Source organism: Neisseria oralis, assembly GCF_045062685.1.
GTDB lineage: Bacteria > Pseudomonadota > Gammaproteobacteria > Burkholderiales > Neisseriaceae > Neisseria > Neisseria oralis.
Map to the genome: position 1 here is coordinate 374,800 of NZ_JBJGEB010000001.1, position 24,537 is coordinate 399,336.

A 24,537-nucleotide genomic window follows, 5' to 3' on the forward strand; every position below is an offset into this window, starting at 1 on the left:
GCCAAGTCATGATGACTTGGCTTTTTTTGTGGAAACTGGTGGGTCGTGAGCGATTCGAACGCTCGACCAACGGATTAAAAGTCCGCTGCTCTACCGACTGAGCTAACGACCCGATAAGTCGCGTACTATACGGATTCTACCTTGTTTTGTCAAGAACACTGTATCAATAGAGGCCGTCTGAAATATTAATGATACGGTTTTCAGACGGCCTTTTACTTACAGCATTTGTCAAATATTACTGACGGATACGGGCTGCCGGAGCCGGTGCAACCTCACGAACAATCACTTCACGTACAGGCTCAGGTTTTTTAGGACCACAACCTTCAGGCAACCAGTAGAATGATTGTGCGTTTTGGTTTTTATCAAACAAGATTTTATACTGGCAAGTCTTGAGTTCGCCGTCTTCACGGTAGTTGAACAGATAATCCCATTCACGCACGCCGTACAAACCTTCGCGGAAATGCGGGCGACCGATTAATTGGTAAATCTGATCTTTATTCATGCCGGCTTCAATCTGACGAACATTATCCCAATTTGGCCAAGAACCGTTTTGAGTGCCGCTATGGCGAAAACTGGTTTTTTCAGGGTTCGGCCATACGGGATTGTCGGTCGTACCTTCTTTGGTTACTTTACTCAAATTACCGCAAGCCGCCAATGCGAATGCTGCGATTACAGGCAATACAAAAGTAGATAATTTCATGATTTTTCCTTTATTGCATAATTCTTTAACTTAGGCCGTCTGAAACAGGCACGTCTTACCATTGGTAACCGACGCTGCCGCCCCAGTTGACGTCTTTCTTGGTATTCACAGATACGCCGGTTTTGATAGACCATTTGTTGTTATCGGAATTATGTGCATAACCAACTGCAACAGCCTGTTGGTCACGGAAACCACCCACCGCGGCAGACACAATACTCTTACCGGCTTCGTTAGGACGTTGCAGGAAGCCGATAGCGGTTGCACCTGCGATACCGGCACGCAAATCGTCTTCTACATCATCCAATCGTTTATCCAAATTAGCATGACGGTTGTTGAGTTGGTTGATTGCATTGGTATTGTTGCTGACCTGGGTTGCCACCGAATATAACTGGCTGCCGTTGATGGCATCTGTGCTGTCGGAAGTAACACGGCCTGCCGCAACATTGGTAATCGTACGTTCGGAATCCTTTTTGCCTACGCTGACGGTCGCAACGGGAGCAGTACCCGCAAAACCACCATAATTTACGCCGCCGACTGTCGCATTTGTCGTACCGACTGGCGCCGATGTGGTAGAGTTCGCACCCAACGCAACTGAATATTCATCACTTGCCACTGCATTACGGCCAATCGCTACTGCACCTTTGCCGCTTGCTTTAGACTGCAAACCAACTGCAACCGAAGCATCTCCGCTGGCATTTGAACCAGTACCGTAAGCGCTTGCATATTTGCCAGAAGCTACCGAGCCGGAACCGAAGGCAGACGAACCGAGACCTGAAGCATTCGCTTTAGTACCTACCGCGGAAGAGTTAATACCGGACGACTGGGCACCTTGGCCTAATGCAGTCGAATTGGTTCCCGACGCAGAAGTTCCGGAACCAAATGCAATAGCAGCGGGACCGCTTGCTTTCGAAGCAGAACCGATGGCTGTGCTGCCTTTACCGCTGGCATTCGCCTGACGGCCGATAGCCGTTGCGGCATTGGCGCTTGCTAATGTACCTTGGCCGATAGCGGTAGAAGAAACACCGCTGGCATTAGAATAAGTACCGATACTGATGGCGGCGTTATTGGTAGCGGAAGTTGCGGCACCAATGGCGGTTGCACCTTGATTCTTTGCAGAAGCATCAACGCCGATAGCGGTACTGTTACGGCCTGTCGCACCGTCATTTTTGTAATTACCACGGCTATCGGCCGCAACGGCACCATCATTAATTGAAATATAATGATCGGCCGCGTAAGCAGTACCGGCCAACACAACACCGGCAGTTAATAATGATGCAACTACATTTTTGCCGGATTTGAAAACGGCCTGTTTCTTGTGATTCATGTTAATCTCCCTGATGCGAAACACATTTGAAATCTATCAATAAATATATTTTCACTATTCTATTGACATAAGAACTTCATCCACGCAAAATAGCACTAGATAATCAAACGTCATCTTTTGCAGATATAGAGAAATATATTTGTTTAACGATCGTGCCGTTTAGCAATTAATCAATTCAAAATTAATACTGACTGCACATATCCTTACTCAACTTTATTATAAGTAGATGGACACCCAATATTTGTTTTATTTTTTTATCGGGTGATACTCTATGTTTCATAATATTAATTGCATTTCAAACACTAACAGTTATTATCTTTACAATAAACAGACAATTTCATTTCATTTATTTTCAAATAATTTCCATATCATCCATTATGTATACTTCAAAGTAATCGGATTTACAAAACGATTAGCTTTTGACTATGTAAAAAACTGTCGGCATTATTTCCGGTTTCACTTTTTATTCATTTATTTGTTCGCCTATACTCATAATTTTCCAACCTTCTCCATTGAATACCAGCCTTGAGACTGTCGCATTTTTGACACTTTTATACAGGCTGGAAGCGGGATCTATACTTTTTAATATTCCTGTAATCGACATTCCGTGCGAAACCAGCAACACTTTCCCGCTTTCGGGAGACTGTTCGACTAAGATTTCCAACCCTTTTTTCAAGCGTTTTACAAACTGAGCTTCTGTTTCCGCCAAACCGAGCGGATCAAGTTCGCTGATGCTTTCGGCAAGCATATTGTGCTCTCCGTGACGGTAGGCTTTCAGCCACGATTTGGTATCTGCAAATCCGCGCGTTTGTGCAATCATATGATGGACATTTTCCGCCAAGTCTCCTTCGAAACTGCCGAAACAGTATTCCTTCAATTCGTTGATTTGTATCAACGGCAAATCATTCTGTCCCTTCGACGCCAGAATCAGCTTGGCCGTATCGACGGCCCGAGGGCTGGTACTGCTGAATGCGGCGTCAAAATCAATTTTCCCTGCCAGTGCGCGCCCTAACTTTTCCGCCACGACCACACCTTCCGGCATCAAAGGGGAATCACTCCAGCCTTGCACCCTGCCGGTGGTATTGAAGACTGTTTTTCCGTGGCGCACCAAATAAACTTCCAATGACATTCTTTTTTCTCCAATATTTTGTTTCAGACGGCCTTTGTTTCTTTTTTCCAAAAACAGAAACCCTGCCGACAGGCAGGGTTTGGTTTGAAAGGATTACACGACACCTCGCAGAATTTTGCGGATTGCAGCCAGCTGGCGGCGGCTGACGGGAAGCGGTTTTTCGATGTCTAAGACTCTTGCCGCCCAACTTGCGTTGCTTTCGTCTTCTTCATCGTCCAGACGGATCAGGCAGTCGAGGGTATGGCGGAACACCAGTGCGTTGCGGTGGATGCGAATGACTTTTTCGCCCAGCAATTCTTCCCAATACACCAACGTTTTCGGCAATTCATAACTTTGGCCGTCGCCGGTAATCAGATAGACGGTTTTGTGTTCCGCCATCAAGTAACGCGCCTGCTGCCACGGGATTTCAATCATGCGGTCACGGCTGAATACTCTGAAATGGGTGAAATCGTCCGCTTTTTCTTTGTATTTTTCGCTGACGCGGTCAAGTGCAACCTGCAGGCGGGTCATCCGTATCGGTTTGAGCAGGTAATCCACGGCTGCCAGTTCAAACGCCCGCAGCGCATGTTCTTCATATGCGGTGGTAAAAATCACTTCGGGCTGGCGTTTGGCGACCCGTTTGATGCGTTCCACCAGCTCCAAGCCGGTGATTTCGGGCAGGCCGATGTCGGCGAACACGATGTCGGTTTCATGCACGCTCAACCAATCCAGCGCGGGTTGCGCGTGGTGGAAGGTTTTCAGTAAAACAACGTTGCATTCTTCCAATAACACCCTTAGGCGCTCGGCGGCAAGCACTTCGTCTTCTACAATAATGGCACTCGGCATATTTTGCGCACTCTTTATTTTAATTGATGATTATGCGGGAAATTGTTTGTGCGCCTATAATATCTGCAATAAAACTGTATATCAATAGGGCTTTCCGCTAATTATCCCGACAAGAGGGTTTCTATATTACCTAAACATTCTATCGCCATGCCGTCGGAATTTCAGACGGCATCTGTTTGGGCAGGCAGGATAACGCGCGCAAAGCGACAACCGGTATTCCGCCCGAGGGGGCGGGTTATCCGTTCAAACACGGGAGGCCGTCTGAAACCAAACGGCATATACGGAAGTTTTGTGTCTTTTTGTCGTATATCCGCAAATCATTCCGTACAGACTGCGGCGGCGGGAACGGCGGCCATATGCCAATTTTCCGCCGCCCAATCCAATAAATCGCGCGGGCGGTCCGTATCCGGGGCGGGAGGAAGGTTGAGATAGCCCATGACCTGCCGCAGCAGCGTATCGCACTGCGCCGTATCCAAGGCGGGAGCCAGTGTCTGTTTCGACCACTTCTGCCCCGCACTGTTGACCAGCAGCGGCAAATGCGCGTAATGCGGCGTTTCGAAACCCAGACAGCGTTGCAGGAAAATCTGACGCGGGGTCGAAACCAGCAAGTCTTGTCCGCGGACGACATGCGTTACACCCTGCTCGGCGTCGTCGGCGACCACGGCAAGCTGGTATGCCCAGTAGCCGTCTGCCCGCAGCAGTACGAAATCGCCGATGTCGCGCGCCAGATTCTGCGCATAATGTCCGACGACTTCATCATCGAAACCGACGGTTTCGTCGGGAACGCGGATGCGCCATGCGGGCTGTTTGCCCGTTTCAGACGGCCTGTCCGCCGGATTGCGGCAACGGCCGCTGTAAACAAACCCGTCCGCCCCGGCCGAAGCCGCCGCCTGCCAGTCTTTCCGGCTGCAATAACACGGATACACCAGCCCTTCGTCTTTCAGACGGCCTAATGCCGCTTCATAGATTGCATACCGTCGGCTTTGGTATGCCACCGCGCCGTCCCATTCGAAGCCGAACGCCTCCAGCGTGCGCAGGATATGTTCCGCGGCACCCGCCATTTCGCGCGGAGGATCCAAATCCTCCATGCGCACCAGCCACTTTCCGCCGCGGCTGCGCGCATCGGCGTAGGAAGCGACCGCGGTCAGCAACGAACCGATGTGCAGCAAGCCCGTCGGACTGGGGGCGAAACGTCCTATATACATCATTCGAACCTTCTCTAAAATTTCCTGCCCGAACCGCCGTCCGGCCGTTTCAGACGGCCTCTCCATACGGCAAAAACGACGGCCTCCGGCGGCTTGGTATTATCGGGCATCCGATGCGACAATGCTATAATGCCGTCTGAAACCAGCAACCGAAACCCGCCATGCAAGCCGATTTTAACCTACCCGTCCTCGCCATCGACACCAGCACCTCATTCCTGTCGCTCGCCCTGCGCGCCAACGGCAGGACGCTTGTCCGCCACAATGAAGTCGGCAACCGGCAATCCGAACTGATTTTGCCGCAAACCGGCGAACTTTTCGCCGAAGCGGGCATCGGTGCGGCCGATTTGGGCGCCATCGTTTATGCCCAAGGGCCGGGCGCATTTACCGGCCTGCGCATCGGCATCGGCGTGGCACAAGGCCTGGCCGCACCGTTTGCCACACCGCTTATCGGCGTGCCGTGTCTGGACGCTGCGGCTTACCGGCTGCCCGGCCGGCCGTGCGTCTTGGCTGCGACCGACGCGCGGATGGGCGAAGTATTCTACGCCTGGTTCGACACCGCTGCCCACCGCCGCCTGAGCGGCTACCATGTCGGCAAGGCGGCGGAAATCGCCCTGCCGACCGCCTGCACCGAGTGTTCAGACGGCATCGGCAATGCTTTCGCGCTGGCCGACAAGCCGCCTTTTGCGGGCAGTCCGCGGATGCCGACCGCCGCCGACTATTTGGATTTGGCGGCGACAGGCCGTTATCCCGCCACGGATGCGGCGCAGGCGGCGCTGCTTTATGTGCGCGACAAAATCGCCCTGACCGCCAGAGAACAGGCCGAGCGGAAGGCCGCGCCGTGATTATCCGCGCCGCCACCGCCGCCGATTGCGCCGATCTTGCCGCCGCCGACAGCCGGAGCAACCCGTCGCCGTGGTCGGAAAACCAGTTCCGCTCCGCGCTGGACGAACGTTTTACCACCGTCCTGATTGCCGAATGCGGCGGGAAGACGGCGGGCTTCATCGTCTGGCAGAGCGTGTGCGGAGAATCCGAACTCCACCTCGTCGCCACCGACCCGCCTTACCGCAGGCAGGGCGTGGCGGCGCAGTTGTTGGCGCAATGGTTTCAGACGGCCTTTTCAGAACACGCGGAACGGCTGTTCTTGGAAGTACGTGCGGGCAACTCCGCCGCGCAAAACCTGTACCGCAAATTCGGTTTCGCCGAATGCGGACGGCGCAAAAATTATTATCCCCTGCCCGAAGGCGGGTACGAAGACGCCGTGCTGATGACGCGCGGCCCGTCTGATTCCGAAACCGCAGAAATTCCGAAACCATGATGTTGAGCAGCCGTTATCTCCATTTGCACGAAGCCTTGGGCCTAGGCCCGATGTGGCTGAACAAAGATGCCGTTTTCAGGCCGTCTGAAACTGCACCGGTCAAAAGTAAAGATGCCGTACCGCCGTCCGCCGCCAAACCGGTGGCGCAGGCGGTACAAGCCGCCGCATCGGGCCGTCGGGCGCGGATGGCGGCGATGGCCGCCGTCGGTTCGCAAACGGAAGCCCCGCCGGCCGCCGCGCCCTTCCAAGCCGAAGGTTCGCCTGAAACCGCACCCGTAGCCAAAATGCGTGTGGAATCCGCCCTGCCGGCCGCACCGACGCCCGCCGCCGTTTTTTCAGACGGCCTGCCGCGTATCGAAACTTCGGTCAGGCCGTCTGAAATCATGGTTATCAGCATCTGCCCGTCCACCGAAGACTGTCTGGCCGGACATCTTTTCAGCGGTGCCGCCGGCGTGCTGCTCGACAAGATGCTCGCCGCTGTCGGACTGCAAGCCCATCAGGCTTACAAAACCAGTTGGATAAAAACCGCCCCCATCTCCGGCGATCGTCCCGATAACGCCCGAATCAGCGGGGAGCTGCCGCATGTCCGCACCGAGCTGGCGCAATCGCAGGCCAAGGCCGTTTTGTTTCTGGGACAGGATTTTGAAAAGCCCGAACTGGCAAAAGACATGGCGCAACTGTGCGGCGACCTGCCCTTCTTCGTCATACCGCACCCCGCCCGCCTGTTGCGCCAGCCGCAATTCAAAGCCCGGGCATGGGCGGAACTGAAAAAGCTGAAGCGGCTGCTGGGGCGGTAATCCCCGCCGCACCGCCCGAAACGGAAAAAGGCCGTCTGAAAAATTCAGACGGCCTTTACATCATCAAAGCAGTTTGTATTCGGATTATTTGGCGGCATCGGCCATGTTTTGGGCAACTGTCGTCGCGCTTACGGCCAGACCGGACATACCGATCAGGGAAGCGGCGGCAAGTTTGATCAAATCGTTCATTGTGTACCTTTCTTTTTCTATTCGCACCGTACCGGCCGGTTGAGGCGGCGCGGTACGGATTTCCAACAATGATCAGCGGTGGGGATTATCGGGAAGCGTTTTTTATGTTTTCCGCCACGCTGCGGGTACCGGCATTAACGCCCGACATACCGATTAAGGCGGCTGCGGCAAATTTAATGATTTCTTTCATATTGTGTTTTTACTCTCTTAGTGTGGTTCGTTTCTTTTCAAATTATTTTGAAGCGGCGGAAATATTGCGCGCTGCGACGGCGGCTGAAACGGCTACGCCCGACATACCGGCCAAAGAAGCAGCAGCAAAAGCAATCCAATGTTTCATTTGGGTTCCTTGATACTGAAATTAATGTTGTTAAATAACAAATCGGTCGAATCCGACTGTCGCGCTGTTGTCGACGGGGCACATCTTACCGCCTTAATAGTTAAATTAAATACATTTAATGTAAAATTAAATTATTAAAATATCTGCAATTTAATGAAATTGATAAATAATTTTTGTATTTGTAAATGACACCGATGTCCAAACTCATGACACCGATGTCTTGACTACATACAAATTACAAACGAGGTAACAACCGCGTTTCAACTGCGGTTGTCCCGTTGCAATTACACATCAATTCTTTCAGCAATGCAAAATAGTCATTAAATACAAAAAGATATGATTAAACAACTTTTCCCGTTTTCCACAATCCTCTCGACGGCACTGCCCGTTCGGCGGTTTGAACGCCCGTGCCGCCACAATCGGCGGCCTTTGCGGCGGTAAAAAGACCGTCTAAAACATGATATAGTCTGCCGTCCAATGTTTTCAGACGGCCTGTGTTATGAACTTTCCCTCCCTGCCCATTGTCGCCGCGTGTGCCGCCCTGCTCGGCGCCCTGATTGCTTGGCTTATCGTGCAAATGCGTTCCCAGCGGCGGCGGCACCTGCTGGAACAACAGCTTGCCGAACGTACCCAGCAATACCGCTTCGCCCGCCAAGCGCAGGAAACTGCCGAAGAAGCCTTGGCCGACAGCCGCCGCCATATTCAGGATTTGCAAATCGAATTGCAGGAACTGGGCAACCGCTTCGCCGCCGCCGAACGCCAAATCGCCTATCTGCAAGAGCGTGAAGCCGAGGCAGGCCGTCTGAAACAAGATTACGCCGATTTGCAGCAGGCCGCGCAAACCCTGCAAGTGAACAACGAACGCCTCCACACCCGACTCGAGCAGGAGCGCCTCGCCGCCGACGAAAAACTCAAGCTCCTCACCGAAGCCCGCCAAAGTTTGGGCGAGCAGTTTCAAAACCTTGCCAACACGATACTGGAAGAAAAAAGCCGCCGCTTCACCGAACAAAACCGCGACCAGTTGAACCAAATCCTCACCCCGCTCAACGAACGCATCCACGGCTTCGGCGAACTCGTGCAGCAAACCTATGAAAAAGAATCCCGCCAACGACTGACCCTCGAAAACGAACTCAAACGCCTGCAAACCCTCAACACCCAACTGCACGGCGACGCCAAAGCCCTCACCGACGCGCTCACCGGCACGCAAAACAAAACCCAAGGCAACTGGGGCGAGATGATTTTAGAAAGCGTTTTAGAACATTCCGGTCTGCAAAAAGGGCGCGAATACACCGTCCAAGCCGCCTCCGTCCGGCAGGAAGAAGACGGACGCACCCGCCGCCTCCAGCCCGACGTCCTCGTCCACCTGCCCGAAGGCAAACAAATCGTCATCGATTCCAAAGTCTCGCTGACCGCCTACGTCCGCCACACCCAAGCCGCCGACGCCGAAACCGCCGAGCGCGAACTCGCCGCCCACATCGCCAGCATCCGCGCCCATGTCAGAAACCTGTCGCAGAAAGACTATACCGATTTGGAAGGTGTCAACACGTTGGACTTCGTGTTTATGTTCGTCCCCGTCGAACCCGCCTATCTGCTCGCCCTGCAACACGATGCCGGCCTCTTCCAAGAATGTTTCGACAAACGCATCATGCTGGCAGGCCCGAGTACGCTGCTGGCCACCCTGCGCACTGTCGCCAACCTCTGGCGCAACGAGCAGCAAAACCAAAACGCCCTCGCCATTGCGGAAGAAGGCGGCAGGCTCTACGACAAATTCGTCGGTTTCGTCCAAACGCTGGAGGGTGTCGGCAAAAACATGGCCCAAGCGCAAAGCCAGTTCCAAGCCGCCTGCAAACAGCTCTCGCAGGGGAAAGGCAACCTCGTCAGCCGCGCCGAAAAACTGCGCGCCTTGGGCGTTAAGGCCGGCAAGCGGTTGGACAAAAACCTGGTGGAAAATTCGCAAACCGCCTCCCTGCCCGACACGGACACAGATTGAAAGAAGAGGCCGTCTGAAAACCGGACAAGGTTTTCAGACGGCCTCTTACGATTGGTTTATAATTACTTTTCCTTACAACCTCACACACTGCGCACACACTATGACCGACTTAGCAACCAAACGCCGACACACCCAAACCATGCTCGACCGCGCCGAACTGCTGTTCGACCAAGACCAATGCCGCGCCGCACTGCAACGGATAGCCGACGAAATCACGCGCGATTTGAGCGGCGAATATCCGCTGCTGCTGCCGGTGATGGGCGGGGCGGTCGTATTCACCGGCCAACTGCTGCCGCTGCTGCGCTTCCCGCTGGACTTCGATTACATTCATGTTTCGCGTTACGGCGACAAACTGGCGGGCGGCACGTTCAACTGGAAGCGTATGCCCGACCCCGAACAAATCAAAAACCGCCATGTGGTCGTGTTGGACGACATTTTGGACGAAGGCCACACGATGGCGGCGATTCAGGAAAAGCTGCGCGAAATGGGGGCGGCAAGCTGTCGCGCGGCCGTGTTCGCCAACAAACTGATTGGCAAAGAAAAACCGACCAAAGCCGATTATGTCGGGCTGGACGTACCCAACCGCTACGTCTTCGGCTACGGCATGGACGCGGCGGGCTGCTGGCGCAATCTGGGCGAGATTTACGCGCTGAATCAGGACTGAACCGAACCATCATGACGCAGGCCGTCCCAAAGTCTTTTCAGACGGCCTTGTTTCCCTGCAAACCGCAACCATATCCCTTTATATAAAGTAACAAATACCTTAGGAACGGCCATGATAGGTTTACTCATCATTACCCACGAATCCATAGGCGAAGCCTACCGCAGCTTGGCGCAGCATTTCTTCCCGCACGGCACGCCGGAAAACATCCACATCCTCGGCGTACAGCCCGACGAAGACCAAGACGACATTATCAACGACGCGATTGCGAAACTTCAGGAATTTCCTGAAAACCACGGCGTGCTGATTATGACCGACATCTTCGGCGCAACGCCGTGCAACGCCGCGCGCAGGATGGTGCGGGCGGACAAATCCGCCATCCTGACCGGCCTGAACGCGCCGATGCTGATTAAAGCCATTCAGCACTCCCCCGCCGCAGAACACCTGAATGCCTTTACCGACATGGTGAAAGAAGCCGCCGTGAGGGGGATTTTCGCCATTACCGCCGAACCGGAAGGCTTGGTTTGCAAAAAATCGTCCGAACGCATCGAAGACGTTTCCAAATCGTCGTAACTTCCGCCCACACCACCCGAACACACACATCAGGCCGTCTGAAAGGAACAGAATGCTGAAACAATCCGTCGAAATCATCAACAAACTCGGACTGCACGCCCGCGCTTCCAGCAAATTCACCCAAACCGCGTCTCAGTTCAAATGCGAAGTCTGGGTTACTAAAGACGGCAGCCGCGTCAACGGCAAAAGCATCATGGGCCTAATGATGCTCGCGGCGGCAAAAGGCACGGTCATCGAGCTGGAAACCGACGGCGCCGACGAAGCGGCGGCCATGCAGGCACTGACTGATTTAATCAACGACTACTTCGGCGAGGGCGAATAATGAGCATCGTGCTGCACGGTGTCGCGGCGGGCAAAGGTATCGCCGTCGGACACGCCCACCTGATTACGCGCGGCACGGCGGAAGTGCCGCAATACGACGTTTCAGACGACCTCATCGACGCCGAAGCCGCCCGTTTCGACGCCGCCATCAAAGCCACGCGCAAAGAATTGGAACAACTGCGCAGCGCGATTCCCGAAAACGCCCCGACCGAATTGGGCGCATTCATCTCGCTGCACCTCATGCTGTTGACCGACGTGACCCTTTCGCGCGAACCCGTCGATATTTTAAAAGAACAAAAAATCAACGCCGAATGGGCGTTGAAACAGCAAAGCGACAAACTCGCCGCCCAGTTCGACAACATCGAAGACGACTACCTGCGCGAACGCAAACAAGACATGCTGCAAGTCGTCCGCCGCATCCACAACAACCTCGTCGGCCAAAGCAACGACTTAAACCTGAACGAAGGCTTGTTTGAAGACACCATCCTGATTGCCCACGACCTCTCGCCCGCCGACACGGTGTTATTCAAAGAACAAAAAATCACCGCATTCGTTACCGACGCCGGCGGCCCCACCAGCCACACCGCCATCCTCGGCCGCAGCCTCGACATCCCTTCCGTCATCGGCCTGCACAACGCCCGCAAGCTCATCACCGAAAACGAAACCGTCATTGTCGACGGCATCAACGGCGTCCTCATCATCGAGCCGGACGAAGTCGTCCTCAACGAATACCGCCGCCTCGCCCGCGAATACCGCAACCACAAGCGCGAACTCAACAAACTCAAAAAAACCGCCGCCACCACCGCCGACGGCGTCAGCATCGAACTTCTGGCCAACATCGAATCCGCCGAAGACATCAAAGCCCTGCACAACTTCGGCGCAGACGGCGTAGGCCTCTTCCGCAGCGAATTTCTCTATCTCAACCGCGACACCATGCCGTCTGAAGACGAGCAGTACGAAGTGTACAGCGCGATTGTGAAAAAAATGAAAGGCAAAAGCGTTACCTTCCGCACCGTCGACTTGGGCGTTGACAAAAACCCCCGCTGGTTCGGTCAGAACACCACGCCCAACGGCAGCCTCAACCCCGCACTCGGACTCACCGGCATCCGCCTGTGCCTCGCCGAACCGGTCATGTTCCGCACCCAAATGCGCGCCATCCTCCGCGCCGCCGTTCACGGCACCGTGCGCATGATGTGGCCGATGATTACCTCCGTGTCCGAAGTGCGCCAGTGCCTCATCCACCTCGACACCGCCCAACGCCAGCTTGTCGAGCGCGGCGAAACCTTCGGCACGGTCAACGTCGGCTGCATGATAGAAATCCCGTCCGCCGCCATGACCGTCGGCAGCATCCTGAAACTGATAGACTTTATTTCCATCGGCACCAACGACCTGATCCAATACGTTTTGTCGGTCGACCGCGGCGACGACAGCGTCAGCCACCTCTACCAGCCCGACCATCCCGCCGTGTTGAAAACCATCCAGCACATCATCCGCACCGCCAACCGCGTGAAGAAAAGCGTGTCCATCTGCGGCGAAATGGCCGGCGATACCGCGTTCACCCGCATCCTGCTCGGCATGGGGCTGCGCCGCTTCTCCATGAATCCCAACAACCTGCTGGCGGTGAAAAACATCGTGCTGCACAGCGATACGGAACGGCTCAGACACGAAACCGCCAAACTGCTGCGCAACGATGACCCCGAAAAATCGGAAAAACTGCTCAAAGCCCTAAACAGCATCTCGGTGGCCGTAGAAACCGCGCAGTAAGCCGTTTCCCAAACGACAGGCTGTCTGAAAAACCATTTTCAGACGGCCTGTCGTTACGCTTCGTCTTTACTCTGCGGCATCCTGCCGCCCTTTCTGGGCCTGCGCCCAATCCAGCACGCCTTGCAGGCCGTTTTCCAACTCCGTTCCCATACCGTCGGTAAATTCGCGCCATTGCGGCAGGTATTTGTCCTGCAACAGCGAAATAACCGGAATCCCCGCCGCCACCGCCTGCGCGTATTCGTCAATCAGCCCGCTGCCTTCGCTCTCGGCATGGCCGAATTTGTTGAACACCAAAATATCGGGCGGACTTTGTAGTGCTTCACGGATAACCTCGGAAGAAGCCGCCAGCCCGCGCGGGTCGAGTTTGCAGGTATCTTCGGTGCAGCCGCCGTCGTACATAATCGCGTATTCGCGGCTGTCGGTCAGTGAGCAGACGCGGTCACGCATTTTGCCGCCCTGCGCATCGGTTTTGTTCAGCAAGCCCTTGATGCTGAACCCCCAGTCGTGCAACTGCCCGACGGCCTGCCACAACGTGCGCAGTTCGTCGTCGCCTTCCCCGCGGTAGATTAATGCTGCAATCGGCGTGGCCATGTTTTTTTCCTTTCCGTTCAAACAGTATCGAGCGCCGGCAAACCGGCCCGAAACGACAGTTTAGATGCGCCCGCCCCGAAAAGGCAAATAAAAAAAACGGACTGCCGCCGCAATCCGTTTTCCGCCTTTCAGACGGCCTCAAATCACTTCCAAAACAAAATACGTTTTCAGTTTGTTGTACACATCGTTGGTTACGTTGATGCAGCCGTTGGTGATGATGCGGTCGGACACCACCGGAGAGGCGATGCGTTCCATGCGCCGTTCGGAAGGTTTGAGCGTCCAAACGCGGTGCAGGGCAAACAGGAAATCTTTTTCCTGTTTGAATCCGATAACGTCGCCGCCGTAACCTGCTTTGTCGGTTTTGTAGATATTCATGCTGAACGTACCCTTCGGCGTGGTCTTGCCAATTAATACGGGATGGCATTTTTTCTCGTCGGCAAAGCAGAGTTCGGCTTTCGAGGTGTTTACGATGACTTTGCGCTTGCTCATGTAGTCTTTGATGTTTTCGCCAGACACGGCAAAAGCGTTCATACCGGCCAGCATCAGGGCGCACAAAACTGCTTTTCTCAACATTCTCAATTACTGTCGTATCTTGCTGCGCGTCGGCTCCACCTCGCGGATGATGACTTGAGGCTCGGCCTTCGGAGCGGGGGGCGGGCAGACCGCATCTTCGGGAAACACGGGATTCCAATAGAAGCTGCGGGCGAATTTGTGTTTATCGAATACCACTTTATACTGACAGGTGGTAATACCGTCAACTCCGGATTTGTTGGCCGGGTCGGCTTCCACCCCGGGCGTATGGAAGTGGAACAGGTAATCCCATTCGCGCACGCCGAACATACCTTCGTCGTAATGCGGGCGGCCCAGGATTTTATAAATATCGTCTTTGGTCAGGCCCGGGCGCATCTGTTCCAGCTCGTCGTAAGTCGGAAACGTGCCGCGGTCTTTGTCGAACGTCAGCGAATACGGTTTGGGAAATACCGGCGAGTCGGTCGTGCCGTCGGCTGTAATTTTGCTTTTGGTGGCACACGCGGCCAGCAGGCAGGCTGCAAGCAGGGGCAATCCGGTTTTGACGATTTGTTTCAACTTCATGTTTTTGATTCCTTTCTGGCTCCCGACCGTGCTTTCAGACGGCCTGTCGGACTGACATTTATCGGCACTTTGTAACAATTTAATCCAATACCAATCGCCTGTTTCAATGTATTGACCGTGATTATCCGTATCGGAAAATATCCGACAACCGTCCTTACCGCTTGTTTCGGCAGGGATTTCCGGCGGCATGTTTGCGGATTGGCAGCTTTGGCTGCTGTATTACATGCAATTTTTATGCCATTTTCAAAAAGGAAGGAAACGTATTGTGTTGCGGTCTGTTTCGTCAAAGGCCGTCTGAAAACATGCCCGCACGGCGTTTTCAGACGGCCTTTCCGGTTTTTTCGAGTCGGCGGGCCTGAGGGCAAGCCGACTTACGGGCCAAGGCGGTTTTTGCCGCTTCGCCCTGGGCAGCCTTTCAACCTTCGACTTTCACCTCTACGCGGCGGCCTTCGGCATCATTGCCCTCCGCGCCAGTGGTGCTTTTCGGTTTGCGCAGCTCAATGTTTCCGGCTTTCACGCCGTGCGCTTCAAAAAACGCCTGCACCGCTTGGGCGCGTTTTTTCGACAATTCCTGATTGGAGGCCGCATTGCCGGTACTGTCGGCAAAACCGCTGATGACCAGTTTCTTGCCGTCCTTACCGGCTTCAATCAAATCGGCCACGACCTGTTCCGCACCTTCGGCCACATCGTTCTTGCCGGTGGCGAAGAAGAATTTGGCCACGCCGCCGTCCATCACGACCTGCGATGTGTCGGCTGCGGGCGCGGAAACCGGAGAGGCAGCCACCTCGGATGCGGCGGCAGGCTCGTTTTCATGTTCGTCCAAAACGGCGGAAGTCGGCATCACGGGAGCCGATTTTTCGACCGCCGACACGGCGCCGTCTTCCGGTTCGGAAGCCTCTGCCGCCGATGCGGCCGTTTCGGTCGGAGCATGTCCGCCGCTGGTGTTGCAGCTCTTGAACGCAAACAGGGCGGCCAGTGCGGCAATACCCAGAATAATCCATTTGCCGAAACCGCCCTTCTTGGCTGCTGCCGTCGCACCCGCTACGGCAGCGGTTCCGGCCGCCGTGGCGGAACCGAAGTTGCCGGCCAGTCCGGACAAACTGCCGAACAGCCCGCTCAGGCTGCCGATACCCAATGCGGAAAGCATGTCGCTGCTCAGCGCCTGCGACAGCCAGCCTTGCTGTTGGCCCAGCAATCCCAAAATCTGGCTGCCCTGCAAGTTGTTATCCTTCGCTTTGCCGCGCAATACCGACAACACCAACGGCAGCGACAACGCCAGCAGCGAACCGGACGCTGCTTTGGATACGCCGCTTTCCTGCGAAATCCGGTCGGCAACATTTGCCGCATTGCCACCCAACAGTTCGGGCAGCAGTTTCTTGCCCGTTTCCAGCAGTCCGCCGACACCTTCTGCCGAAGAAGCCTTCGCCACCGCACCGTCTAATATGCTGCCTGACGTACCGGTCAGCAAATCCAGTACACCCGACGCATTGGACGGATTGGCGCCGATGTGTTTCAACAAACCCGCCACTACGGCAGGCAGTGCCAGTCCGGCGGCTTTCGTACTGCTTTCAGCGGGTTCGCCCGAAGAAGCCAGAAAACCGCCCAATACATCACCAAGCTGACTTTGCAGCAAATTGCCTAAATCAAAAGCCATTGTTGTTATTCCTTCATGATTGTTAAAAATAAATAGTAAAAATACCTTACCTGCGGATTAGTATGGATAAGTTAATAGATAGTTCCTATGGTCGAACGTAAATCTATTGGCTTTATCCTTTTTTACGCAGCCGTACCAAACGGCATTTATGGCGGAAAACAACAACGGCAGGCCGTCTGAAAGGCTTACAGAAACGGATTGTGCCGTTTTTCATGACCGATGGTCGTCATCCTGCCGTGTCCCGCGATGACCTGTGTGTCATCCGGCAACACCAGCAGTTTGCGACGGATATTGTCAATCAAATCGGCATGATTGCCGCGCGGGAAATCGGTGCGGCCTATGCTTTCGTAAAACAGCACGTCTCCCGCCACCAGCAGTCCTGCCTGCGCGCAGTAAAACACCACCTGCCCGGGCGTATGGCCGGGAATATGCAATACGGCGAACCGGTACCGGCCCACATTCAATACATCGCCTTCTTCCAGCCAGCGGGTCGGTTTAAACGGAGGCGATACGGGGAAACCGTATTGCGCGGTAATATCCAGCAGCGAATCCAGCAGGAATTCGTCATCCCGATGCGGCCCGACAACCGGTACATCTTTGTGTGACAAAAATTCCACCACCCCGCCCGCATGGTCGAGATGGCCGTGCGTCAGCCAGATTTCCTTCACATCCAGCCTGCGGGCGGCCACTTCGTTCAGAACAAACGGCACATCGCCGCCCATATCGGTCAACACCGCCTCGCGGGTTTCGTCATCCCACAACAGGGTACAGTTCTGGCGAAATGGCGTTACCGCCAGAATTTCAAATTGTAAAGCCATAGTTCGGTTCCTTATTTCAATTTCAGACGGCATATTGTTATGCTAATATTTATAACTTTAACAACTATTCCGCAATATATATAAAATATCAATGAAAATCATCATACCCATTTGTACCGCATTGTGCATCTCCCTTCCCGCTTCCGCATCAGGATTGCTGCTTGCCCAAGAATATAAAAACCAAGAAATAGCCGGCTGGGCCATGAGCGAAAAACTCGACGGCGTGCGCGCCTATTGGGACGGCAAACGGCTTATCAGCCGGCAAGGACATCCGTTTACCCCGCCAGCAGGCTATACGCGCAATTTCCCACTGAACGAGCGCGTGCAGGCAACATTGGAAATCCCAGCAGGCTATACGCGCAATTTCCCACCCTATCCGATAGACGGCGAACTTTACACTTCGCGCGGCCGTTTCGAGCAGATTTCCGCCGCCGTCCGTTCGGACAAAAGCGACTGGCGCGGTATCAAACTCCATGTTTTCGACGTGCCCAAAGCCGCAGGCAACCTTTACCAACGCCTCGCCGTACTGCAAAGCTGGCTGGAAACCCACCCCGAAGCCCCCATCGTCGTCATACGCCAAATTCCCGCCCGCGACCGCGCCCACGCTCAAACCTTCCTGAAAGAAATCGAAGCGCAAGGCGGGGAAGGCGTCATGTTGCGCAATCCGAACCATCCTTACGCCGCAGGCCGCAGCAGCCAGCTTTTAAAACTTAAAAGCCGACACGACGCCGAGTGTACCGTAACGCAGCACTACGAAGGCAAAGGGAAGAACGCGGGCAGACTGGGCGCAGTCGGCTGTAAAAACCAATATGGGGAATTTCGTATCGGCAGCGGTTTCAAAGATCAAGACCGCGATAATCCCCCTCCTGTCGGCAGCACCATCACCTACCGCTACCGCGGCTTTACTCAAAAAGGAACGCCGCGGTTTGCCACCTTTGTCAGAATCCGCCAAGACAGCCGGTAGCCCCGCCCGATTAAAGTAAAAACCGGCGCCTATCTGCTTATTTTGAAGATTCAGGCCGTCTGAAAACGTTTTCAGACGGCCTGCGCACCGTCCTTTACCCGTTATTCAAACGCTTGGATATAAAAAAACAGTCCTGATTCGTCAGGACTGTTTTTTTTCTTCAAATAAGTAAAACGGTGCATCAGTTGGCACACATATGTTTTATTTATGTTTTCTTGTTTATGCTTTGATTTGTTATTTGGTGCCGACAGCGAGATTTGAACTCGCACAGCCTACGGCCACTACCCCCTCAAGATAGCGTGTCTACCAATTCCACCATGTCGGCTAAATTCTTTTTTCTTTACTGCTGTTTGGGTGCGGCGGGTACGGTGTCCGTCTTGCCGCCGTTTGCCGGAACCTGCTGCGTTTTGGCCGGCAGGCTCTGTTTTACGTTACTGAAATCCAAACCGTGACGGGTCGTATTCGAGTGGATATAAACCATCGCCATACAGGTGGCGAAAAAGAACGTGGCGGCGATGGCGGTTGCATGGCTTAGAAAGTTGGCGTTGCCGCCGGAACCGAACACCCCCTGCGCGCTGCCGGTGCCCGACCCGAAAGTCGCTCCCGCGTCCGCGCCTTTGCCGTGTTGCAGCAATACCAGCACGATGACGGCCAAGGCGGAAATGATGTTTATAATCCAGATAACGGTTTTAAAGGCTTCCATAATTCTCTACGAGGCTTGCGCGGCATTGATGATGGCGGTAAACGAGTCATAGGATAATGAAGCTCCGCCCACCAGTGCGCCGTCGACATAAGGTACGGCGAAAATATCTGCCGCGTTTTCGGCTTTCACGCTTCCACCGTAAAGAACGCGGATTTTAACATCGCTGCCGCACAATGACAAGATTTCCTGATAGATAAATGCGTGCATGGCGGCGATTTGTTCCACCGTGGCGACTTTGCCCGTACCGATGGCCCACACGGGTTCGTAGGCGACGGCGATATGTCCGGTGTTCAGTCCTTTCAGAATGGAGAGCTGATGGGCGATGATTTCTTTTTCCCTGCCCGCTTCGCGCTCGTCAAGGCTCTCGCCGACGCATAACAAAGGTATCAGGCCGACATTGAGGACATTTTCCATTTTCTGACGGTGGATTTCGTTTTTTTCGCCGAAATACAGGCTGCGTTCGGAGTGGCCGATTAAGACGATGTCGGTACCGATGTCGGCGAGCATTTCTGCGGAAACTTCGCCGGTGTAGGCGCCGTTGTTGGGGAATCGGCTGACGTCTTGGGCGCAGGTCAGGATGCGGTTGCTCAACACTATCTGCATGGCGTTGTGCAGTTGCAGCAGGTAAACGGTGGGGGCGGCCAACCCGATGAGTACGCGTTCGGCGGTCGGAAGGATGCGGAAGCGGTGCATCAATGCGTTATTGTTTTGCAGGCGCCCGTTCATTTTCCAGTTGCCGATAACCCATTTCTGTTCCCACATTCCGTTGTCGTGATCCATCTTTAAGTGCTCCATATTGCGGTTTTGTGTAGGGAAGTGTAGTTCATATGGACATGATTCGCAACCTGCCTTGCCCGACCGTGTTTCGATGCCGTCTGAAAGCGGGTTTCAGACGGCCTGCCGCCGGATGGAATATAATGTCGGTAATTTGTTATTTAATTTGTGGGGCCGTCATGCACACCATCCGTATTGCGTCTTCGGACAAAACTTCTGTTTATCGGGAAATCCTGCCGCAAATCGAAAGCCTGACCGACGGCGAACCGTGTTTTACGGCCAATCTGGCCAATATCGCCGCCGTTTTGAAAGAGGCGTTCGGCTGGTTCTGGGTGGGGTTTTACTTGGTGGAACGGGCAAGCAACGAATTGGTGTTGGGGCCGTTTCAGGGGCCGGCGGCCTGCACGCGCATTCCTTACGGCCGCGGGGTGTGCGGACAGGCTTGGGCGGGCGGCAAAGCGGTGGTGGTGGAAGACGTCAACCGCCATCCCGACCATATTGCCTGCTCGTCCTTATCGCAGTCGGAAATCGTGATACCGCTGTTCGACCGCAACCGCCGTTGTTTCGGCGTGCTCGACGCCGACAGCGACCGTTTGGCGCAGTTTGACGAAACCGACGCCCGTTACCTGAACCAACTGGCGGAACTCGTCGGCAGGCTGTACGAACGGGATATTTGAGCGCCGGGGCCGTCTGAAAGATAGCGGCGGCGTACCGAAAGCACTATAATCACAGCCGTATCTGTATATAAATCTCAACGGAGCGCAACATGGATTTTGAAAAAGCACGTTTCAATATGGTAGAACAGCAAATCCGCCCGTGGGACGTGTTGGATTTCGACGTTCTCGACGCGCTGGGGGACATTCCGCGCGAAAAATTCGTCGGAGCCGGATTTCAAGGTTTGGCCTATGCCGACAAAGAGCTGCCGCTGCCCAACGGCGGCAAAATGCTCGAGCCGAAAGTCGTGGCGCGTCTGGTGCAGGGTTTGAAACTGACCAAGCAGGACAAGGTATTGGAAATCGGCACGGGTTCCGGTTACGCCACAGCGCTGCTGGCGGCGCTGGCGGGAGAAGTCGTTACCGCCGACATCGACGCCGCGCAGCTTGAGGCGGCCAAAACAGTGCTGGACGGCATCGGCTGCGGCAATGTCCGCTACGTCTGCAACGACGCCCTGGCACAGGAAACCGAAGGTGCGCCGTTTGACGCGGTTTATGTCGGCGGCAGCGTCGGCCGAGTGCCCGAAACGCTGAAACGGCAGCTTAAAGACGGCGGCCGCATGGCGGTCATCGTCGGCGGCAAGCCGGTACAGCGCGCCTTGCTGATTACCCGCGACGGCGGCGTATTCCGCGAAAAAGTGATGTTCGACACACTGGCGGCGGGCCTGAGCGATAAAGCAGACAAACCGTTCGGCGATTTTGACTTTTAATCGGCCGTCCGCTTCCGAAGGCCGTCTGAAAACGCGGTTTGGCAAAACACAAACCCGTTTTCAGACGGCCTCTCCGCAACTATAACGACACACGGAATCCAAACACATGCACATCCCCCAACTCTCCCCTGCCGAACTGCAACGCTGGCGGCAGGACGGCAAAGCCTTTCTGCTGCTTGACGTGCGTACCGACGAAGAAACCGCCGTCTGCACCCTACCCGATTCCGTCCACATCCCGATGAACCTGATTCCGCTGCGCAGCAACGAACTGCCCGACGGCCTGCCGATTGTCGTGTATTGCCACCACGGCATCCGCAGCCTGCACACCGCCATGTATCTGGCCGACGCCGGCTTCGAAACACTCTACAACCTTCAGGGCGGCATCGACGCATGGGCGGCGCAGATAGATGAGAATATGGCGCGTTATTAAAGGGCACAAAAGGCCCAAGGTTTTTCCATTTGCCATCCTTTCAGACGGCCTGTAAGATTAAATGCATAATTCCTAAAGACAAATCAAACACACTATGTTGACAGACCCATTCGGCCGCACCGTCGATTACCTGCGAATTTCCGTAACCGACCGCTGCGATTTGCGCTGCACTTACTGCCTGCCCAAAGGCTTTAAGGGCTTTGCCGTGCCGAAAGACTGGCTGACCATAGAAGAAACCGCCCGCGTTGCCGCCGCCTTCGCGCGGCTGGGTACCAAACGTTTCCGCCTCACCGGCGGCGAACCCCTGTTGCGCAAGGGCCTGACCGAACTGGCCGCCGAAATCAGCCGTCAGCCCGGCGTCGAAGACATTTCCCTGACCACCAACGGCACCCGCCTCGGCCAACAGGCCCGTGCCCTGCGCTCGGCAGGCGTGCGCCGCCTCAATATCAGCCTCGACAGCCTGCGCCGCGACTGCGTGGCCAGCATCACCGGCAGCGACTGCCTGCCGCAGGTACTGGAAGGCATCACCGCCGCCAAAGAAGCCGGTTTCGAGCGCATCAAAATCAACATGGTTCCGCTCAAAGGCATCAACGACGCCGATTTGGACGATATGGTCGCGTTCTGCATCAAACACGGCTTCATCCTCAACCTCATCGAAGCCATGCCGATGGGGGCGACCGGCCAGATGCACGCCAAAGTCAACCTGCAACCCGTATTGGAAGACCTGCGCCGTAAATTCGGCCTGACCCCGTTTGAAGGCCGCATCGGCGGCGGCCCCGCCCGCTACTGGCACAACGGCAGCAGCGGCTTCACCCTCGGCCTGATTACGCCGATGAGCCAGCACTTCTGCGCCACCTGCAACCGTGTGCGGCTGTCGGCAACCGGCAACATCCACCTGTGTCTGGGGCAGGAAGACAAAGTACCGTTGCGCGACCTTCTGCGCGGCGGCTGTACCGATGCCGAACTCGACCAGAAAATCCGCGACGCGATTGCATTGAAGCCCGAAAAACACGAATTTGTGGAAAATCCGAAAAAAATCATCCGCGTCATGGCACTGACCGGCGGCTGACCGCTTCCGTTCTTGACAACGCCGCCGCCGAATAGACTCAGGCCGTCTGAAAAACCTCAAAACGTTTTTTCAGACGGCCTTTTATCTGTCCGTATCCGCATCTAACGCGTCGCCGCGCATTCGCCGTTTTCAAACACCAACACCTTCTCCGGCCAGCGCAACGCCGCCAGCCTGAACTGTTCAGGACGGTATTTCTGCGGGAATTTCCTTGCCCGCCAGCTTGCACCAATCGAGAAATCGACACAGAACACGTTGCGCCGCGCGCCGTGCCACACATCCGGCTGCGGCGGCAGCAACAGCCGTTCGGCGGCAACGGCGGCGGGAGACGGCTGCCAACTGCGCCAATAATGGCCGATAACGACGGGCTTATCGTCGCGGTAGTCGTCCCACCACGCGCAACGGGTCGTACCGCGCCAGCGTCCTCCGGCATAAAACGGCTCGTCCGCCAAACGCTCCACGCCGCTGGTGAGGGCGCGTATCGGATGCAGGCGGCTGCGTTCGAGTTCGTATCGCGCCGTGGCGGGCATGGGCGGCGGCGCATGGTCGGGATTTTCCGCCTGTGGGGCGTAATGCGCCTGTTCGTAGAGGTAGTCGGGATACCAAGAGGCCGTCTGAAGGCGGTGTTTCAACTCGGCATCGAAGCGGCGGTATTGTGCGGTCAGGCTTTCGCCTTTTGCTTCTTCGAGGCGTTCGATTTGCGGCGGCAGCCAGGCGGCGTGGACGATGCGCAGGTCTTCGCGCTCCAGCAGCAGCGGCTGTTTGGCCAGCCATGCGCGCAATTCGGTTTTTTCTTTCTCTTCCACGCAATGCCACGGCGCGTAATGGGCGTCTTTTTCGGCGCGGACATCGAAAAACCAGCCGGAGCCGTCTTTCGGGTCGTCGGCAAGGATGTTCAGTTCGTGGTTACCCAAAACCATCCATGCCCATCCGCGTTCGTAAGCCTGTTTGAACCATGCCAACATCGCTGGGCTGTCGGGACCGCGGTCGCACAAATCGCCGACGAACACCAGCCGCCGCCCGCGCGGATGGAAACCGTCGTCGCGGTAGCCGAGCCGGTGCAGCAGCGATTGAAAGGCGGCAAATTCGCCGTGAACGTCGCCGACGATGTCCAGCGGCGTGTCGGGCAGTGATTGGCGGTATGGATAGGACATGATGGTGGGAGGTCGTCTGAAAAAGTGTGCCGACGGTGTTTTCAGACGGCCTCAGGCAGTTTCAAGAAGTTTTCGCGGTAGTAACGCATTTCCTCGATGCTTTCGAGAATGTCATCCAAAGCCTGATGCGAACCGCGTTTCACCACGCCTTTGGCAACGGGCGGATTCCAACGTTTGGCGAGTTCTTTCAGGGTGGATACGTCCAGATTGCGGTAGTGGAAATACGCTTCGAGGCACGGCATGTATTTGACCATGAAGCGGCGGTCTTGATGGATGGAATTGCCGCACATCGGCGTGGCTTTTTCGGGAATCCATTGCGCGATAAAGTCGAGCAGTTTCTGCTCAACTTCGGCTTCGGACAGCCGCGATTCGCGCACGCGTTGGGTCAGCCCCGTGCGGCCGTGGGTGGCGGTGTTCCATTCGTCCATGCCGTCGAGCAGTTCGTCACTTTGGTGGACGACATAAACTTCGGACTGCGCCAAGACGTTCAAATCGGAGTCGGTAATAATCATGGCGACTTCGATGATGCGTTCGCGCTCGGGGTCAAGCCCGGTCATTTCCATATCGAGCCAGCAGAGGTTGCTTGCGTTTTGGGTCATTTCAGACGGCCTTTCGTCGGTTTAAAAACAATGAGCGGTATTATAGTGGATTTGTAAACATGAGGCCGTCTGAAAAATTTCAGACGGCCTTTTATCAATCATTTGTCCAACCGAACCGGTTTCCCCTTTACCTTGGCGC

At 55.2% G+C, this 24,537-nt stretch carries 27 protein-coding genes and 2 tRNA genes; 13 read left to right on the forward strand and 16 right to left on the reverse strand.

Features of this window, described 5'->3' with window-relative positions; translation table 11 throughout:
• Window positions 1–36: 36 nt before the first annotated feature.
• From ACI43T_RS01825 to gluQRS, 6 genes are all read right to left on the reverse strand, one after another.
• Window positions 37–112: transfer RNA gene (locus tag ACI43T_RS01825), tRNA-Lys, on the reverse strand.
• A 123-nt stretch (window positions 113–235) separates the two neighbouring features.
• Window positions 236–700 (reverse strand): outer membrane protein assembly factor BamE, encoded by a 465-nt coding sequence (locus ACI43T_RS01830; RefSeq protein WP_009174419.1) that lies wholly within the window; start codon window positions 698–700, stop codon window positions 236–238.
• A gap of 55 nt (window positions 701–755) precedes the next feature.
• Entirely contained in the window at window positions 756–2,024 is a 1,269-nt protein-coding gene (locus ACI43T_RS01835; protein ID WP_405385369.1) for a YadA family autotransporter adhesin, read from the reverse strand.
• 463 nt (window positions 2,025–2,487) lie between these two features.
• Window positions 2,488–3,153: a histidine phosphatase family protein gene (locus ACI43T_RS01840; protein ID WP_405385370.1), complete on the reverse strand. Its 666-nt coding sequence runs from the start codon at window positions 3,151–3,153 to the stop codon at window positions 2,488–2,490.
• 93 nt (window positions 3,154–3,246) lie between these two features.
• Window positions 3,247–3,978 carry a LytR/AlgR family response regulator transcription factor gene (locus ACI43T_RS01845; protein ID WP_009174422.1) on the reverse strand — a complete coding sequence of 244 codons (732 nt, stop codon included), beginning with the start codon at window positions 3,976–3,978 and terminating at the stop codon, window positions 3,247–3,249.
• 317 nt (window positions 3,979–4,295) lie between these two features.
• Window positions 4,296–5,183, reverse strand: coding sequence for a tRNA glutamyl-Q(34) synthetase GluQRS (gluQRS, locus tag ACI43T_RS01850; RefSeq protein ID WP_405385389.1), 888 nt, complete (start codon window positions 5,181–5,183; stop codon window positions 4,296–4,298).
• Between the two features lie 161 nt (window positions 5,184–5,344).
• Between gluQRS and tsaB the strand changes: the two genes are divergently transcribed.
• From tsaB to ptsP, 8 genes are all read left to right on the forward strand, one after another.
• A complete protein-coding gene (tsaB, locus tag ACI43T_RS01855) occupies window positions 5,345–6,025 on the forward strand; it encodes a tRNA (adenosine(37)-N6)-threonylcarbamoyltransferase complex dimerization subunit type 1 TsaB (protein WP_405385371.1) in 681 nt (226 codons plus the stop codon).
• Window positions 6,022–6,498: a ribosomal protein S18-alanine N-acetyltransferase gene (rimI, locus tag ACI43T_RS01860; protein ID WP_314764528.1), complete on the forward strand. Its 477-nt coding sequence runs from the start codon at window positions 6,022–6,024 to the stop codon at window positions 6,496–6,498. Before tsaB ends, rimI begins: the two co-directional genes overlap by 4 nt.
• Window positions 6,498–7,295: a uracil-DNA glycosylase family protein gene (locus tag ACI43T_RS01865; protein WP_405385390.1), complete on the forward strand. Its 798-nt coding sequence runs from the start codon at window positions 6,498–6,500 to the stop codon at window positions 7,293–7,295. Before rimI ends, ACI43T_RS01865 begins: the two co-directional genes overlap by 1 nt.
• 1,025 nt (window positions 7,296–8,320) lie before the next feature.
• A complete protein-coding gene (gene rmuC / locus ACI43T_RS01870) occupies window positions 8,321–9,811 on the forward strand; it encodes a DNA recombination protein RmuC (protein WP_405385372.1) in 1,491 nt (496 codons plus the stop codon).
• Window positions 9,812–9,911: 100 nt separating this feature from the next.
• Complete coding sequence (locus tag ACI43T_RS01875; protein ID WP_405385373.1) at window positions 9,912–10,475, forward strand: hypoxanthine-guanine phosphoribosyltransferase; 564 nt, start codon at window positions 9,912–9,914, stop codon at window positions 10,473–10,475.
• Window positions 10,476–10,586: 111 nt separating this feature from the next.
• Window positions 10,587–11,045: a PTS sugar transporter subunit IIA gene (locus ACI43T_RS01880; protein WP_297954686.1), complete on the forward strand. Its 459-nt coding sequence runs from the start codon at window positions 10,587–10,589 to the stop codon at window positions 11,043–11,045.
• A gap of 52 nt (window positions 11,046–11,097) precedes the next feature.
• Window positions 11,098–11,367: an HPr family phosphocarrier protein gene (locus ACI43T_RS01885; protein WP_297954688.1), complete on the forward strand. Its 270-nt coding sequence runs from the start codon at window positions 11,098–11,100 to the stop codon at window positions 11,365–11,367.
• Window positions 11,367–13,130 carry a phosphoenolpyruvate--protein phosphotransferase gene (gene ptsP / locus ACI43T_RS01890; RefSeq protein ID WP_405385374.1) on the forward strand — a complete coding sequence of 588 codons (1,764 nt, stop codon included), beginning with the start codon at window positions 11,367–11,369 and terminating at the stop codon, window positions 13,128–13,130. Before ACI43T_RS01885 ends, ptsP begins: the two co-directional genes overlap by 1 nt.
• A gap of 66 nt (window positions 13,131–13,196) precedes the next feature.
• On the opposite strand, the gene ACI43T_RS01895 is transcribed toward ptsP, so the two are convergent.
• From ACI43T_RS01895 to ACI43T_RS01915, 5 genes are all read right to left on the reverse strand, one after another.
• On the reverse strand, window positions 13,197–13,721 hold the full coding sequence (locus ACI43T_RS01895) for a DUF2478 domain-containing protein (RefSeq protein ID WP_377081403.1): 525 nt from the start codon (window positions 13,719–13,721) through the stop codon (window positions 13,197–13,199).
• 138 nt (window positions 13,722–13,859) lie between these two features.
• Window positions 13,860–14,252, reverse strand: a complete 393-nt coding sequence (locus ACI43T_RS01900; protein WP_377081414.1) for a murein L,D-transpeptidase — start codon at window positions 14,250–14,252, stop codon at window positions 13,860–13,862.
• Between the two features lie 48 nt (window positions 14,253–14,300).
• Window positions 14,301–14,813, reverse strand: coding sequence for an outer membrane protein assembly factor BamE (locus tag ACI43T_RS01905; protein WP_377081405.1), 513 nt, complete (start codon window positions 14,811–14,813; stop codon window positions 14,301–14,303).
• 415 nt (window positions 14,814–15,228) lie between these two features.
• Entirely contained in the window at window positions 15,229–16,467 is a 1,239-nt protein-coding gene (locus ACI43T_RS01910) for a DUF937 domain-containing protein (RefSeq protein WP_377081407.1), read from the reverse strand.
• A 185-nt stretch (window positions 16,468–16,652) separates the two neighbouring features.
• The gene (locus tag ACI43T_RS01915; protein WP_377081409.1) at window positions 16,653–17,285 is read right to left on the reverse strand and encodes an MBL fold metallo-hydrolase; all 633 of its coding nucleotides are present in this window, start codon (window positions 17,283–17,285) and stop codon (window positions 16,653–16,655) included.
• A gap of 91 nt (window positions 17,286–17,376) precedes the next feature.
• On the opposite strand from ACI43T_RS01915, the gene ACI43T_RS01920 reads away from it, so the two are divergent.
• On the forward strand, window positions 17,377–18,249 hold the full coding sequence (locus ACI43T_RS01920) for a DNA ligase (RefSeq protein WP_405385375.1): 873 nt from the start codon (window positions 17,377–17,379) through the stop codon (window positions 18,247–18,249).
• Between the two features lie 239 nt (window positions 18,250–18,488).
• On the opposite strand, the gene ACI43T_RS01925 is transcribed toward ACI43T_RS01920, so the two are convergent.
• From ACI43T_RS01925 to tpiA, 3 genes are all read right to left on the reverse strand, one after another.
• Window positions 18,489–18,574: transfer RNA gene (locus ACI43T_RS01925), tRNA-Leu, on the reverse strand.
• A 15-nt stretch (window positions 18,575–18,589) separates the two neighbouring features.
• Window positions 18,590–18,952, reverse strand: coding sequence for a preprotein translocase subunit SecG (gene secG, locus ACI43T_RS01930; protein WP_308024750.1), 363 nt, complete (start codon window positions 18,950–18,952; stop codon window positions 18,590–18,592).
• A gap of 6 nt (window positions 18,953–18,958) precedes the next feature.
• Window positions 18,959–19,732, reverse strand: a complete 774-nt coding sequence (tpiA, locus tag ACI43T_RS01935; RefSeq protein WP_009174440.1) for a triose-phosphate isomerase — start codon at window positions 19,730–19,732, stop codon at window positions 18,959–18,961.
• A gap of 173 nt (window positions 19,733–19,905) precedes the next feature.
• Between tpiA and ACI43T_RS01940 the strand changes: the two genes are divergently transcribed.
• The 4 genes from ACI43T_RS01940 to moaA all read left to right on the forward strand — a co-directional run bounded on the left by ACI43T_RS01940 (window position 19,906) and on the right by moaA (window position 22,648).
• Window positions 19,906–20,403 carry a GAF domain-containing protein gene (locus tag ACI43T_RS01940; protein WP_405385376.1) on the forward strand — a complete coding sequence of 166 codons (498 nt, stop codon included), beginning with the start codon at window positions 19,906–19,908 and terminating at the stop codon, window positions 20,401–20,403.
• An 89-nt stretch (window positions 20,404–20,492) separates the two neighbouring features.
• Window positions 20,493–21,149 carry a protein-L-isoaspartate O-methyltransferase family protein gene (locus ACI43T_RS01945; protein WP_009174442.1) on the forward strand — a complete coding sequence of 219 codons (657 nt, stop codon included), beginning with the start codon at window positions 20,493–20,495 and terminating at the stop codon, window positions 21,147–21,149.
• A 106-nt stretch (window positions 21,150–21,255) separates the two neighbouring features.
• The gene (locus ACI43T_RS01950) at window positions 21,256–21,579 is read left to right on the forward strand and encodes a rhodanese-like domain-containing protein (protein ID WP_009174443.1); all 324 of its coding nucleotides are present in this window, start codon (window positions 21,256–21,258) and stop codon (window positions 21,577–21,579) included.
• Window positions 21,580–21,673: 94 nt separating this feature from the next.
• The gene (moaA, locus tag ACI43T_RS01955) at window positions 21,674–22,648 is read left to right on the forward strand and encodes a GTP 3',8-cyclase MoaA (RefSeq protein WP_405385377.1); all 975 of its coding nucleotides are present in this window, start codon (window positions 21,674–21,676) and stop codon (window positions 22,646–22,648) included.
• A 101-nt stretch (window positions 22,649–22,749) separates the two neighbouring features.
• On the opposite strand, the gene ACI43T_RS01960 is transcribed toward moaA, so the two are convergent.
• Together ACI43T_RS01960 and orn are read right to left on the reverse strand one after the other, a co-directional pair.
• Entirely contained in the window at window positions 22,750–23,799 is a 1,050-nt protein-coding gene (locus ACI43T_RS01960) for a metallophosphoesterase (protein ID WP_405385378.1), read from the reverse strand.
• A gap of 41 nt (window positions 23,800–23,840) precedes the next feature.
• Window positions 23,841–24,398: an oligoribonuclease gene (gene orn / locus ACI43T_RS01965; RefSeq protein WP_405385379.1), complete on the reverse strand. Its 558-nt coding sequence runs from the start codon at window positions 24,396–24,398 to the stop codon at window positions 23,841–23,843.
• Window positions 24,399–24,537 lie beyond the last annotated feature (139 nt).